Annotated in this window: 10 protein-coding genes; 1 reads left to right on the plus strand and 9 read right to left on the minus strand. The window is 54.1% G+C overall.

The genetic code is table 11. The features are described from left to right. The first annotated feature begins 27 nt into the window (after window positions 1-27). Complete coding sequence (locus Ga0123462_RS09170; protein ID WP_100266020.1) at window positions 28-2,142, plus strand: YgiQ family radical SAM protein; 2,115 nt, start codon at window positions 28-30, stop codon at window positions 2,140-2,142. A gap of 79 nt (window positions 2,143-2,221) precedes the next feature. On the opposite strand, the gene Ga0123462_RS09175 is transcribed toward Ga0123462_RS09170, so the two are convergent. The 9 genes from Ga0123462_RS09175 to Ga0123462_RS09215 form a co-directional block, all read right to left on the minus strand. Further along, window positions 2,222-3,190 carry a diguanylate cyclase gene (locus tag Ga0123462_RS09175; protein WP_232726434.1) on the minus strand — a complete coding sequence of 323 codons (969 nt, stop codon included), beginning with the start codon at window positions 3,188-3,190 and terminating at the stop codon, window positions 2,222-2,224. A 5-nt stretch (window positions 3,191-3,195) separates the two neighbouring features. Continuing rightward, window positions 3,196-4,212 carry a GGDEF domain-containing response regulator gene (locus Ga0123462_RS09180; RefSeq protein WP_198507439.1) on the minus strand — a complete coding sequence of 339 codons (1,017 nt, stop codon included), beginning with the start codon at window positions 4,210-4,212 and terminating at the stop codon, window positions 3,196-3,198. A 45-nt stretch (window positions 4,213-4,257) separates the two neighbouring features. Next, window positions 4,258-5,283 carry a chemotaxis response regulator protein-glutamate methylesterase gene (gene cheB / locus Ga0123462_RS09185; RefSeq protein ID WP_100266021.1) on the minus strand — a complete coding sequence of 342 codons (1,026 nt, stop codon included), beginning with the start codon at window positions 5,281-5,283 and terminating at the stop codon, window positions 4,258-4,260. Between the two features lie 30 nt (window positions 5,284-5,313). Then, window positions 5,314-7,596 carry a hybrid sensor histidine kinase/response regulator gene (locus Ga0123462_RS09190; RefSeq protein ID WP_198507331.1) on the minus strand — a complete coding sequence of 761 codons (2,283 nt, stop codon included), beginning with the start codon at window positions 7,594-7,596 and terminating at the stop codon, window positions 5,314-5,316. Further along, window positions 7,593-8,105 (minus strand): chemotaxis protein CheW, encoded by a 513-nt coding sequence (locus Ga0123462_RS09195; RefSeq protein ID WP_157821324.1) that lies wholly within the window; start codon window positions 8,103-8,105, stop codon window positions 7,593-7,595. Before Ga0123462_RS09195 ends, Ga0123462_RS09190 begins: the two co-directional genes overlap by 4 nt. 170 nt (window positions 8,106-8,275) lie before the next feature. Continuing rightward, window positions 8,276-9,565, minus strand: a complete 1,290-nt coding sequence (locus Ga0123462_RS09200) for a CheR family methyltransferase (RefSeq protein ID WP_100266023.1) — start codon at window positions 9,563-9,565, stop codon at window positions 8,276-8,278. After that, complete coding sequence (locus Ga0123462_RS09205) at window positions 9,562-10,029, minus strand: chemotaxis protein CheW (protein ID WP_100266024.1); 468 nt, start codon at window positions 10,027-10,029, stop codon at window positions 9,562-9,564. Before Ga0123462_RS09205 ends, Ga0123462_RS09200 begins: the two co-directional genes overlap by 4 nt. Window positions 10,030-10,061: 32 nt before the next feature. After that, window positions 10,062-11,708, minus strand: a complete 1,647-nt coding sequence (locus tag Ga0123462_RS09210) for a methyl-accepting chemotaxis protein (protein ID WP_198507332.1) — start codon at window positions 11,706-11,708, stop codon at window positions 10,062-10,064. A gap of 167 nt (window positions 11,709-11,875) precedes the next feature. Then, entirely contained in the window at window positions 11,876-13,750 is a 1,875-nt protein-coding gene (locus Ga0123462_RS09215) for a DEAD/DEAH box helicase (RefSeq protein ID WP_100266026.1), read from the minus strand. Window positions 13,751-13,904 lie beyond the last annotated feature (154 nt).

Genomic DNA, 13,904 nt, shown 5'->3' on the forward strand with positions numbered 1-13,904 from the left:
ATCGCGATTGGCTGTTAGCCTGCGGCCATGACCACTATCCCCATTCCCGGAGCGCGCCCCCTGAACAGCTGGCCGAAACACCGACCTGAGCTCACCGCTTCACAGCAACTGCCGATGAGCAGGGTTGAAATGGATGCGCTTGGCTGGGATTGCTGCGATATCATTATTGTTACCGGCGATGCCTATATCGATCACCCCAGCTTCGGCATGGCAGTGATCGGCCGCATTCTGGAAGCTCAAGGATTCCGTGTCGGCATTATTTCTCAACCCGACTGGAAATCGGCAGATCCGTTTCGTCAGCTTGGCAAACCAAATCTGTTTTTCGGCGTCACCTCAGGCAACATGGATTCGATGGTCAACCACTACACATCTGAACGGCGCATTCGCTCTGATGATGCCTATACGCCGAACGGCGTGGCCGGCAAACGACCTGATCGCGCAGTTACGGTCTATGCGCAGCGCTGCCGCGAAGCGTTTAAGGGAGTGCCGGTTGTTATTGGCAGTATCGAGGCAAGCCTTCGCCGGATTGCCCATTACGACTACTGGTCAGATAACGTGCGCCGATCTGTACTGCCCGACTCCAAGGCCGACATTCTAGTCTATGGCAATGGTGAACGGCAGATTATCGAGATAGCACACCGGCTGGCTTCCGGCGAACAGATCACTGCCATCGGCGACATTCGCGGCACTGCCGTGATGCGGCGCGAAGTCCCGCCCGACTGGTCTGAGGTCGACTCAAGTGAAATCGACACTCCCGGAAAACTGATCGCGCACCCGAATCCCTATGCCATGTCAGATGTTGCCTGCCCAACCACTGAGATCGAAGAGAGTGGTGCGAATGAAGTTACCATTCCCATCTCCCACATCCGGCTGGATCGTTCAAAAACCGTCATCCGCCTGCCCTCGTTCGAAGCGGTCAAAGGGGATCCCGTGCTTTACGCGCATGCCTCCCGCCTGATGCACCTGGAGACCAACCCGGGTAATGCGCGCGCAATTGTACAGAAACATGGCGAGCGTGATGTCTGGATCAATCCGCCAGCCATACCGCTCACCACAAATGAGATCGACAGCATCTTCGACCTCCCCTATTCGCGGACTCCACATTCATCCTATGGCAGCATGCATATTCCGGCCTACGAGATGATCAAAAATTCGGTGAATATCATGCGCGGCTGTTTCGGTGGCTGCACCTTCTGTTCGATCACCGAACATGAGGGGCGCATCATTCAGAGCCGTTCTGAAAACTCAATCCTCACGGAGATCGAGAACATCCGTGACAAAACCCCGGGCTTTGCCGGCACCATCTCCGACCTCGGAGGCCCAACCGCCAATATGTACCGGCTGGCCTGCAAATCCCGCGAGATTGAGGCGGCATGCCGCAAGCCCTCCTGTGTTTTTCCGGGCATCTGCAAAAACCTCAACACCGACCATGCACCGCTGATCCGCCTCTACCGCAAAGCGCGCGCCCTTCCCGGCATCAAGCGTATCTTTATCGCGTCCGGACTGCGTTACGATCTGGCGGTGGAGTCACCCGAGTATATTGAGGAGCTGGTGACCCACCATGTCGGCGGTTATCTCAAGATTGCGCCTGAACACACCGAAGATGGGCCACTGAACAAGATGATGAAACCGGGCATCGGCAGTTTTGACCGCTTTAAAAAGATGTTTGATCGCTACTCGAAGAAAGCGGGCAAAAAACAGTTCCTGATCCCCTATTTTATTGCCGCACACCCCGGAACCAGTGATGAGGACATGGTGAACCTCGCCCTCTGGCTTAAACGTAACGATTTCAGGCCCGATCAGGTGCAGGCATTCCTGCCATCGCCAATGTCCACGGCAAGTGCCATGTACCATTCGGGCCGCAACCCGTTACGCAAGATCAGCAGAAGCTCTGAACAGGTATTCACGCCGAAGCGCAAAAAACAGCGGGAGCTGCACAAGGCGCTGCTCAGGTATCACGATCCCGCCAACTGGCCGCTGCTTCGTGACATGCTTAAGAAAATGGGGCGTTCCAACCTGATCGGCAATGGACCCGACCACCTGATTCCAGCGGGGAGCGACAGGAGTGGGCGTCCAGCGTTCAAACATGCGGAAAACCCCGGACGCAGGCAAAACCGACGCCGTACAAGAGGCCGGAAGTAGTCCTTACCAACGGTCAGCGCGGATTCATGAAGGGTGATGCACCATGGTCACCGGAGAGCCAAGGCTCAGAGTCCGCCTGTTAAGCCGCTTCAGCCACCCTGTTGCGACCTGACTCCTTGGCCTTGTACAACCCCTGGTCGGCCAGCTTTACAAGTGACTCAGCCTGCCCCTCTTCTGCATCTTCGGAAGGAACAGCGTAGGCGATCCCGAGGCTTACTGTAACAACATCAGATACGGATGAATGCTCATGCGGAATATTCATCTCCATGACTGCCTTGCGGATTCTCTCAGCAACATGCAATACCCCTTCCCGGTCTGTTTCCGGAAGGATAACGACAAACTCTTCACCACCGTATCGGGCCACCACATCTGCAGGGCGCCTGATCGATGAACGCAGTGCCTCCGCCACCTTCACCAAACAATCATCCCCTGCCTGGTGGCCATAGTTATCATTGAACTGTTTAAAGTGATCCACATCCAGCAACACAACTGCAAGCGACAACTTCTTTCGCCTGGCACGCAGGAACTCATTTTCCAGCCTCTCGTCAAAATGGCGGCGGTTAAAAATATTTGTCAGCCCATCGGTTCGCGAAATCCTCTTCAACTTCTCCAAAGCAGCATTTCGTTCCAGAAGTGTTTTATGGGTAGCTGCGTGGTACCGCAGTCGAGCAACCATCTCGATCTGATCCGGCAGCTTAACCAGATAATCATTGGCTCCATTGTGAAAAGCATCAGCTTTGGTTTTGGCCTCTTCTTTGGACGACAGCACGACAATGGGGATGTCTGCGGTATTCGGATTGGCCCGGAAGAATTTCACCAGCATCAAGCCGTCCACATCCGGCATGACCAGGTCCTGCAGGATAACATCCGGCTCGATCTCTCCGGCCATCTGCAGCGCCCTGGCACCTTCGCCACAATAGTGCAGCTCAATATCCCTGGCCTCTGCCAGCATGCGGCGAAGGGCTTCAAATATAATGGCCTGGTCATCCACCAGAAGCACCTTATAAGGCACCTTGGCCGCAACAGGTGTAGACGGGGTCGCATCCACGCCTGTCACTCTCCAGCCACCCTGATCTGGTTGCGCCCCGCCTTCTTGGCGGCATAGAGCGCCTCATCCGCATCATGCAGCAGGCTATCCGGTCGCCCCGTCCTGTCGGCAATAGTAGCGGCCACGCCAAGGCTGATTGTGATGTGGTCTGATACAGATGAATCAGGATGCGGCACCTTTAGCTTTTCAATCTCGGAAGCCATCTTCTCGGCGATAACCTTAGCCCCAGCCGCATCCGTTCCCGGCAGCAGGAGAACAAACTCCTCTCCGCCATAGCGGGCAACAAGATCGGCGGGTCGATGCAGATTATTCGACAATACATTTGCCACAGCCGCGAGACACTTGTCCCCAGCCGGATGCCCCAGTGCATCGTTATATTTTTTAAACTCATCGATATCGATCATCACAATGGAGAGCGGCGTGCTGTCGCGTCCTGAGCGACTCCACTCACCGCTGAACATCTGATCAAAATGATATCGATTGGGGATATTCGTCAGGCTATCATGCGTGGAGAGATGCATGAGCTTCAGGTTCATGTTCTCCATCTGCCTCTGGCTCTCCTGCAGAGAGCGATACGCCTCATCACGCTGACGCTTATGAATATACCATTGCGAGTGATAGCGAATCCTCGCGAGCAGTTCGACCCTGTCAGGAAGCTTCACCACATAATCATTAGCCCCTCTGGCAAAGGCCTCTGCCTTCACTTTTGGGTCCTCTCTGGCGGAGAGCACAATAATTGGAATCTCCCTGCATTCGGGATGACGGCGATACTCTCGCACCAGATCAAGCCCATCCACACGGGGCATGATAAGATCCTGAAGAATCAGCGTCGGATGAATCGCAGCAGCCATATCCAACGCTTCCCCGGCATCCAAACAGTAATGAAAATCGATGTCACTCTCACCATCAAGCATTCGCCGAAGCGTCTCTGCAATTATTGGCTGGTCATCCACCAGCAACACCATGATGGAGTGCGACTGACGCATGCCAACTGGCGCTGAATTATCGATATCGCTGGACATTACTTCCTCCGTAAGTGCAGCCATGGCCGCGCAACTTCCTGTTATTCACTTTCTGGCCTTACGAACCAGTTCCGGGCCGATCTTATCTAGTGGTAGAATCTTGACAGCCGCCCCAATCATGGCGGCAGCCTTGGGCATGCCATAAATGGCGGAACTCTCCTCGTCCTGAGCAATGGTCAGCCAACCATGCTCACGCATGCTTTTCAACCCTTTTGCCCCGTCACGCCCCATACCGGTCAACAATACGCCAATCGCATCTCCCCGCCAGTTCAGGGCAAGGCTTGAAAAGAACGCATCCACAGATGGACGATAGTGACACTCCACCGGTTCAGCCGTGTAGTGGAACCTTTGATGATGATTCAATACAAGGTGTTCATTGGTTGCGGCAAACAGAACCTCCCCCGCCTTGGGACGCTCACCTTCACGCACCAGGTGAACGGGAAGATTGATCTGTCCGCCCATCCATTCAGCCATGCCCGGGGCAAATTCCTCATCGACATGCACAACAACGACCAGGGCTGCCGGAAATGATGCAGGCAATGTCTTCAGCACTTCCACCAATGCGGCCGGCCCGCCTGTAGAAGCGCCGATACCGATTAACATCGCATCCTTGGATGGAACTTCATCATGCCTGGTTTTGATGCCAGTTTTCCCATTGCTGCGACCATCAGCAGCCACGTTACCATTACCAATAATTCGACTGATATTATTTATCTTTTTCTGAAAAGGACCGGACTCGCTCTCCATAACAGCTTCCGGTGTTTTCACTACATCGATGGCGCCTGCTGAAATCGCGTCAAAAGCCAGTCCCTGATTCGCCTCTACAGAAGCTGTAACCACCATGATCAAACACGGACTCTCCTGCATGATACGGCGCGTAGCTTCCACGCCATTGATACCGGGCATGATCAGATCCATCAACACAAGATCCGGCTTGTCACTGCTACATTTCGCTATCGCCTCTTCACCATCCGAAGCCAGCCAGGCAACCTCATGGCCGGACATTTTGGATATAATTCGGCGCAACAGCTCCTGAACCATCGGCACATCATTTACAATGCCGATTCTCATACGCCCCTCCCCGCCGGCATCCGCATTTCCCTAGGATGCCTTGCCAATGAGATCCTCCACTGTCTCCACCAGTGTTTCATCGTGAAAACTACTTTTTGTCAGATAGGAGTCGGCGCCCGCTTCCAGACCGCGCATGCGGTCCTCGTCGCTCTCTTTGTAGGATACAATGATTACCGGCGTATCCCTGAGCCTGGCATCACGCTTAATATGGCTGACAAACTCGATACCATCCATACGGGGCATATCGACATCGCTGATCACCAGGTCAAACGCTCCCGAGCGCACCGTGTTCAGTCCATCCATGCCATCCACAGCGACCTCAACCTCATAACCCTTGGAAACCAAAAGCTTACGTTCTACTTCCCGAACGGTAAGCGAGTCATCTACGACCAGAATGCGCTTTGCAACGGCCTTGCTGCTGGCGCCGCCATGGCTGGCGCGGCCGAGTTTCCCGTCGCCAACCAGCTTGGCAACAGATCGCAGCAGGTCACTGACATCAAAAATCAGCAGCGGCGATCCATCTGCAGTCACTGCTGCGGCACTGATATCTTTCACCTTGCCCAACCTCGGATGCAGCACCTTCTCCACCAGGTCCCGCTCACCGAGAAAATCATCTACGATCAAGCCATACCGCGACTCCATGGTTCCTACCACCACGATCGAATAGCAGCCATCGGAGTCTGCACCCGGCAACCCCAACACCTCTCTGGCTGAAGCCAGTCCAACCTGCTGACCATCCAGTGTGATGAACTGGTGACCCTCAACCCGCTCAACCTCATCCCGGTTGCATCTCAGGGTTCTGTTGATATGAACCAATGGAAACGCATAAGGCTCACCAGCGATATTCACAAGAAGGGAGCGAACAACTGAAAGGGTAATGGGCAATAGAAGCTCAAAACGCATACCATTTCCCTGCTGCGCAGTGCAATGAATATTACCCCGCACATCCCTGACCATACTGGCAACGATGTCCAAACCCACACCACGGCCGGAAATCTCGGTCACGCTCTCCTTCATGGTGAATTTGGGCAGGAACAGAAATGACATCAACTCGGATTCAGTCATGCGATCCACCATCTCTTTGGTCGCGTGTCCATTGCGGATCACCTTCGCCCTCAATGCATCGAGATCCAGTCCGCGACCATCATCGCTCACCGAAATACGCAGCATTCCCGATTGATGTATCGCCTCAAGCTGAATCACCCCCTCTTCAGGCTTGCCCTGGTCGCGACGCTCTACAGGCGACTCCAGGCCATGGTCAATGGCATTGCGAATGAGATGGTTCAGTGGTGACTCAATTTTTTCGAGAATGTCCCTGTCTACAGTGGTTTCCAGGCCTGAGACGTCGAGACGAACCTTCTTTCCCAGATCTTTTGCCAAGTCTCGCACCATGCGCCGGAATCCAGGTATCCCATCCCCAAATGGACGCATTCGACTGGCAACCGTCTGATGGTAGAGGCGGTGAGACAGACCGGAGACAGAGCGACTGTGCATCTCCAGCTCTTCCTGCTGCTCTGCAAGCAGAGCCCGACACTGCTCAGCCTTGCTGCGGGCGCTTTTGATCCTGTAACTTCCTGTAGATGGATCTGCCTGGGTAACAGCGGGTTCCAGGCCTGCCAGCATTTTCTCCAGTTCCCCCAGGCGGCGCTTAAGCATCAACATGGAGTCGGAGAACGGCCTGAGCCACTGCCACCCCACCTGCATCTCACTGGCCAGGGCAAGCATGCGATCAAGATGTTCAGAGCTCAGACGCAACACCCGATCCTTCGACTCCTCCCTGCCACCATCGCCATCTCTGCCTTCCCTAACAGCTGCTTTCACTTCAGGGACAGAGGTCATCTCGTCCTCTTCATCGCCCTTCTGCACAGCCCTGTTTGCAGAGTCCTGTTTTCCCACATCACCGGATCCCCCATCAAGGATCGCAGCCATGGCCGCCACAAGTGCATCCATTGCCTCCGCATGGCCTTCAAACCATGCACTTGCATCACCCTCCTTCAGGTTGGATATCTGAGAAAGCATATCCACACCGGAGAGAAGGACATCAACGTCGGCAGCCCCAAGCGTGACCTCCCTGCCCTGGGCGGCAACAAAACAGTCCTCCATCTGATGGGCAATGCGCACAGCACCATCAAGAGAAATGATGCGCGCCGCCCCCTTGATGGAGTGCGCTGCCCGCATCAAGGCTTCGAGGGTGGCCGCCGACGTCGGATCTCGCTCCAGCTCCAGTAACCCCTCAGTCAGCACTGCTGCCTGATTTTCCGTTTCAATCCGGAAAAGTTCCATCATGGAAAAGCCGCTCAAATCACCGCTCACTGGATACTCCTCAGCAACTTCTCAAACAGCACTCCCTCATCGAGTACGGCAACATGGTGCCCGTTCCAGCTCAGCAACCCCTTACTGTTGACGCTTGTCGCTTCAGGCAGCGTTGAAGGCAATGCACTCAGCTCACTTGGGTGGTAGGAGTGGATGCCACACGCTTCGCTAACATGGAAGGCAAGGGCCTCACCCTCCACTGAAATGAGCAGTAAGCGCTCTACAGCCCTGCTCTCATCCGACTCTGCCTCTCTGAAATCCTTGTCTACACCCAGCAGCCTCCCAAGTGAAAGGCACAACTGCATCTCTCCACGCACATTAATCAGGCCCAGAAGGATCGAATTGCTGCGATGGGGAATGCTGTGCACATCGCACAACTCAAGCACCTCGACCAGTTGCCGTGTAGGCAGGGCAAACCACTCCGGCCCGATACGGAAAATAAACAATGAAATCTGCCCCGGCATCGACTCCTGCTGCGGTTCGGCCAACTGCTTTGTCCACGTCTGCATATATCCAGCCGGAGGCCTCCTATCCAGAAGATGGCGTCCGGCCAGGGAATAGATCTCACAATTACGGCAGTGATGGCAACTGGCCAGTTCCGGACACTGTTTATCTCCCCATACTCCGATCCTTTTCCAGCAATCGTCTATTCTGAACTCCGGCTTAATTGTTGGCGCTGTCATGATTGAGCCCTCTGCCTGCCTTTCAACCGCTGCATTCGGGCACGCAGCTGCTCCGCAGCCTTGAGCTCACCGCCCTGGTCGAGCAGCAGCGCAAGATGAACCAGCGCCTCATAATGATTCGGGTCCAGATACAAGGCCTTGCGGAAGCCATCTTTGGCCCGTTCTTTTTCCCCTTGCGTATCGAGAATAAGCCCCATAAGAAACCATGCCTGGGCTGAACCACTCTGCGTCTTCAGATAACCTTCGCACTGCTGGCGCGCCTCATCAAGGCGACCCTGATCCGCCAGCCTTGACGCCTCTTCAAGAGATGGCCTCTTTTCTTGTGCTACCTTCACGCTGTCAATATTGCGCTCGGATACAACCTTTATAGGCTTCACTGTTTTTTTTCTGCTTCGACTGAGTATTGAATCAAGCTGTGGCAGGGTGGACTTTGGCGCCAATCCGGTGCGGGAACGGGCTTTTTCAGAGGAGACGGGGCTAGCCGACTCGTCACGTCCCAGCGAACGATAAGCAAAAGCCATGGAGTGGGAGACCGCTGCAAAATGCTGTTTCCACATCAGGCCTGTTTCGGCATGACCGACAAACAGCAGACCATCTTGATTCAACATCTTCGAAAGCACACCGGCGGTTCGATCACGGTCATCCTGGTTGAAGTAAATTAGCAGGTTTCGGCAAAAGATGATGTCGTAAGAGCCAAGCCTGTTGACTTGAGAATGATCAAGGATGTTAACCTGATGGAAACGGACAGAGCTGCGAACCTGTGAATGAAGCCTGTAACCTGCTTCTGTCATGTTGAAATAACGCCGACGAAATTCCAGATCTCCGCCGCGGAATGAGCCTTTGCCATAGACGGCCTTGCGGGCCTTTTCCAGATTCTGATTGCTGATATCTATCGCATCGATCTGAAACCCATCTGCCCGAAAACCCGCATCAAGCAGCGCCATGGCCATTGAATAGGGCTCCTCACCAGATGAGCAGGGCATACTGAGAAGGCGGTGGATTCGGTCAGGGTGCGCGCTTCGCCATTTACCGGAAAGGTGTTTTACCATAAGCCGAAAGGCTGCCTCGTTGCGAAAGAACCATGTTTCCGGAACGACAACCTCTTCAATCATGGCCTTCATCTCATCCGCCGACTCCTGCAACAGCGCGAGAAAGCGTTCTTCGTCAGTCACTCCTGTTGCACGCATCCGCTTACGAATAGCGCTGAGAATGATCCCGGAACCGACACTGGCCCGATCCAATCCCATCGCCTTCTGCAACATCAATGCGATTCTCTCAGCACTCAATGCGCCGCTCCCTGATCACGCTGAAAAAGAAGTTCCTGCACTTTTACCGGTAACAGCTTGTCTATCTCGATCCATTGCACCATATGCTCCCGGTCATGGGCAATGCCTCCCAGATATGGGGTCTCCTCCATTTCAAGACCAGAGGCACCAAAGTCGGTGCCAGGCCTGCGCATGGTTTCGTTGACCTGCTCAGCCAGAAGCCCGAGCAGATGCTCCTCTTTGTTGTCAGCCCTGTAGTTGACGAGAATAATTCGGCTGCTCAGCCGCTGCCTGCACTTGCGCTCCAGACTCAGGACACAAAGATCGATCACAGGAACAATAGTGCCTTGGTAACGCATCACCCCGGCGACCCAATCGGGAGCCTTGGGAATCCTCTTCATACTGACCCTGGGGATAACCTTGTGCACCCTTGATGCCTCCAGTGCATAACGTTCATCCTCCATGGAGAAGCAGAGCAGCAGCATGATTGTGCGCTATGCCTTGCCTGACAGGGGCATCAAGACTTCACCTTGAATATTGCAGCACCCTCCTGCATTCCGCGGGCAGCTTCATTGAGTTCCCCTATAGCTTCATTCGAATGACGCACGAACTCTGCAGTCTGCTGTGCCGCCTCACTCAGGGCGCTCATCGCCTCACTGATCTGCTCAGCCCCCTCAACCTGTGCCTGCAACCCTTCATTCACCAATTCGATATGGGGCGCAAGCGCCTGAGCCTGGTCGATGATTTTCTCCAGCTGCAGCCCAGCATTTTTTGCCTCACTCACACTGCTGTGAATCTCTTCAGAGAATTTATCCATGCTCATCACACCGGCAGAGATGGCTGAGCGCACCTCTGCCACCATCTGTTCGATATCATAGGTGGCCACGGCAGTCTGATCCGCAAGACGTCTGATTTCGGTCGCCACAACCGCAAACCCCCGCCCGTATTCACCTGCTTTTTCAGCTTCAATAGCAGCATTCAGCGAGAGCAGATTGGTCTGATCTGCAACTTTGTTAATAGTCAGCACCATATTACCAATGTTGCTGGCCTTCTCATTCAGGTCCGCCAGTTTGCCGGCAATCATCCCTGAAGCACTGGCCATATGATTCATGGTGGCATCCAGCTTATCGAGAATCTCCTGTCCATCACTGGCAGATTCTGCTGTTCCCAGGGCAAGCTGCGTCACCTCTTCGGTGGTTTGTCCCAACTGCTTGGACGTCGCTGAAATCTCGTTGACTGAGGCTGCAACCTGGCTGGTGGTGGCAGCATGCTCAGTGGCGGTCGCCTCCTGCTCCCTGGTGGATGCGGCAATTTCAGTTACCGAGCTTGCCACCTGTATGCCAGACTTCTGAACACGGGAAACCAGCATGGAAAGTTTACTGACCATGGTGTTTACCGCTTCTGAAAGCAAACCCAGCTCATCTTTGCTATTGATGGTCGTGGCTGCAGTCAGGTCGCCGTCGGCAACACGCTGAACCATCTCTGAGATATGCCTCAGTGGCCGTGCCACAACACGCTGGCTGATAAATACCGAGATGGAGATACTGACAATTAACAATATGATCAGCTCAACAAGAATGGACTGAATCTCATATTCGATCATATCCTGCGACGCCTTATTGTTTGCAGCAATGATTGTTGCAAGCTTATCCTCGGCCTTGCTCAGATCATCGAGAAGAGCTGAAAACCTTTTATTGAACAGTGAATCCGGTTCCGCAACAGAGGCGCCATTCCCCAGCCTGTCATAGCGTTGTTCCGCCATGGTGACAAAAGCAGACAACCCTCTCAGAAATTTACTCACGGAATCCCGTACTGCGGGGTCATCGATTGCGACAACCTTTACCTCGCTATTTTCTCCACCGTTAAGAATTGCATTACCAAGCCATTGAGCCTCTTCGAAGTGTGCAAACACCTTCTCTTTCTCCACTGCCGTCTTCGCCATGGCGCCCTCCTCAAGCCAGAGATGCCCTAACAGAACCTCGACCTTGGCCTCCATGATCGCATCCCATGCCGGGGCATCCCTTTCAGCCATGTCACGGGTGACCTTGTTAATCTCAGAGATCTGGATCAACGTAAATGCTGAAGAGAGCGCAAAAAGTAAGACAATCACTGCAAAACCAAGCAGTAATTTTTCGCGAATTTTCAAATTATTAAGAATCCCCATATGCACAACTCCTATCCCAGTGATCGAGACTAGCTGATATCCTGACTGAAAAACAACCGGCATTCTCTTGTCAGGGGTGGATTGACAAGGTATTGGCAGTCAACACCCGATAAAGAGAAAAGCCGCCCATACGGGCGGCTTTTCTCTGCTCCTCAGAGCCTGAAATATTATTTTCGGCGTGGCGGTTTTCCCCTGCCTTTTGGCGCATCACTGCGGCGCGGAGGGCGCTTCCCTCCCCTTGCATCGGACGGGCCACCTCTACGCTTCTTTGGCGCAGGAGGCCTGCTGCCTGCCGGTTCGCTGAGACTTGTGGCATCCAGCGTGCGTCCTGCAACCCGGATCTGACAGAACTGTTTATAGAGCTCTCTCGGCATCCCTTCCGGAAGATCAACCGTACTGTGATCATCCATGATCTGGATATTGCCGATAAACTCCGACTCCAGTCCCATCTCGTTGGCAATTGCACCGACAATGTTACCCGGTTTCACACCGTGCATTTCACCGACCTCGAGACGGTAGCGTTCCATACCCTTCTCCGGCTTCGGCCCACTGAAGGTTCTGGCTGGCTTTTCACGGCGAGGCCTGGGAGAAGATGCATCCTCAAGTGTTTCAACAGTTTCAACCCTGCGATTCTGGACGCTTCTGCGCTTATCTTCGGGCACATCGAAACGGGGATTGCGCTCAGCACGCTCTTTGAATTCGCGCTTTGGTGCATCCTTGAGCAGCAGTGACTTGTCTCCCTGCACCATCTTGGCAAGTGCGGCTGCAACCTCACCAGCACTCACCTCATGATCCGCGCAGTACTGATCAACGATGCCGGAAAACAGCTCCAGGCTTTCGTCTGATTCGAGCGTATCCGTGATACGCTGCTTGAACTCGGCAATGCGCTTGTTGTTGATCGATTCGGTTGTCGGCATTTCGAACAGTTCAATCTTCTGCTTGGTCGCCCGCTCAATGGCATAAAGCATGCGCTTTTCACGCGGTGCTATAAAGAGGATGGCATCGCCTTTGCGGCCTGCACGACCGGTACGGCCAATACGGTGCACATAGGGCTCAGTATCCTGAGGGATGTCGTAGTTGATCACATGCGAGATGCGCTCCACATCGAGGCCGCGCGCGGCAACGTCGGTAGCAACAATAATATCGATCTGCCCGTTCTTCAGGCGGTTAACCGTCGCCTCACGCATCTTCTGGGTGATGTCACCATTGAGCGCTGACGCTGAAAAACCACGGGCCTCAAGCTTCTCGGCAATCTCTTCGGTGGATGTTTTGGTGCGCACAAAAATAATCATGCCGTCAAAAGGCTCTGCTTCGAGAATGCGGGTAAGCGCCTCCATCTTCTGGCGACCGCTGGCGATCAGGTAACGCTGGCGAATGGTCTCCGCCGTCGTGGTTTTCACCTTCACAGTCACCTGTTCGGGATTATTCAGATGCTTCTCCGCAATCGTGCGAATCACCGGCGGCATGGTGGCTGAGAAGAGTGCAATCTGACGCTCAGACGGGGTCTGCTCGAGAATCCACTGTACGTCATCAATAAAGCCCATGCGCAGCATCTCATCCGCTTCATCGAGCACGAGGGCGCGAAGTGCGCCAAGCTTTAACGTGCCGCGACGCATATGGTCCATCACGCGGCCGGGTGTACCGACCACAACATGCACGCCGCGTTTCAGTGCTCGCAACTGAATCTCATAACTCTGGCCACCGTAGATCGGTAGCACATGGAACCCTTTCAGGTGTTTGGCATAGGTCTGGAAAGCCTCTGCCACCTGGATGGCCAACTCACGGGTCGGCGCCAGAACCAGCAGCTGCGGCGAACTCTTCTCAAGATCAATACGGGAGAGCAGCGGTAGTGCAAAAGCAGCCGTCTTGCCGGTGCCAGTCTGTGCCTGGCCGAGCACATCCCTGCCCTCAAGGAGGAATGGAATTGTCTGTGCCTGGATGGGAGATGGGGTTTCGTAGCCGACGTCCTGAACTGCCTTGAGTACGGCCGGGGCCAGATTCAGCTCACTGAATGTGGGCTGAGAATTTTCATTTGTTGTCATTCATATATCCTGCGGAAATTACCGGCCGCGAAGAGTGCCTATAACTTCGTGAAGATACCATGAAATATGTGGGGACATCCATAAAACGGCCATTCATGCGGCACAAATATTGCTAGTAATGCAAACCAGGGCAGAGTCAGGCAACATCTTTATG

This window comes from Mariprofundus ferrinatatus, from assembly GCF_002795825.1.
Lineage (GTDB): Bacteria > Pseudomonadota > Zetaproteobacteria > Mariprofundales > Mariprofundaceae > Mariprofundus > Mariprofundus ferrinatatus.

Coding starts and splice junctions, on each gene's coding strand:
- Ga0123462_RS09170 (WP_100266020.1), top strand. CDS start 28: ATGACCACTATCCCCATTCCCGGAGCGCGCCCCCTGAACAGCTGGCCG.
- Ga0123462_RS09180 (WP_198507439.1), bottom strand. CDS start 4,212: ATGTCCAGCGATATCGATAATTCAGCGCCAGTTGGCATGCGTCAGTCG.
- cheB (WP_100266021.1), bottom strand. CDS start 5,283: ATGAGAATCGGCATTGTAAATGATGTGCCGATGGTTCAGGAGCTGTTG.
- Ga0123462_RS09195 (WP_157821324.1), bottom strand. CDS start 8,105: ATGCAGACGTGGACAAAGCAGTTGGCCGAACCGCAGCAGGAGTCGATG.
- Ga0123462_RS09205 (WP_100266024.1), bottom strand. CDS start 10,029: ATGCTGCTGCTCTGCTTCTCCATGGAGGATGAACGTTATGCACTGGAG.
- Ga0123462_RS09210 (WP_198507332.1), bottom strand. CDS start 11,708: ATGGGGATTCTTAATAATTTGAAAATTCGCGAAAAATTACTGCTTGGT.
- Ga0123462_RS09215 (WP_100266026.1), bottom strand. CDS start 13,750: ATGACAACAAATGAAAATTCTCAGCCCACATTCAGTGAGCTGAATCTG.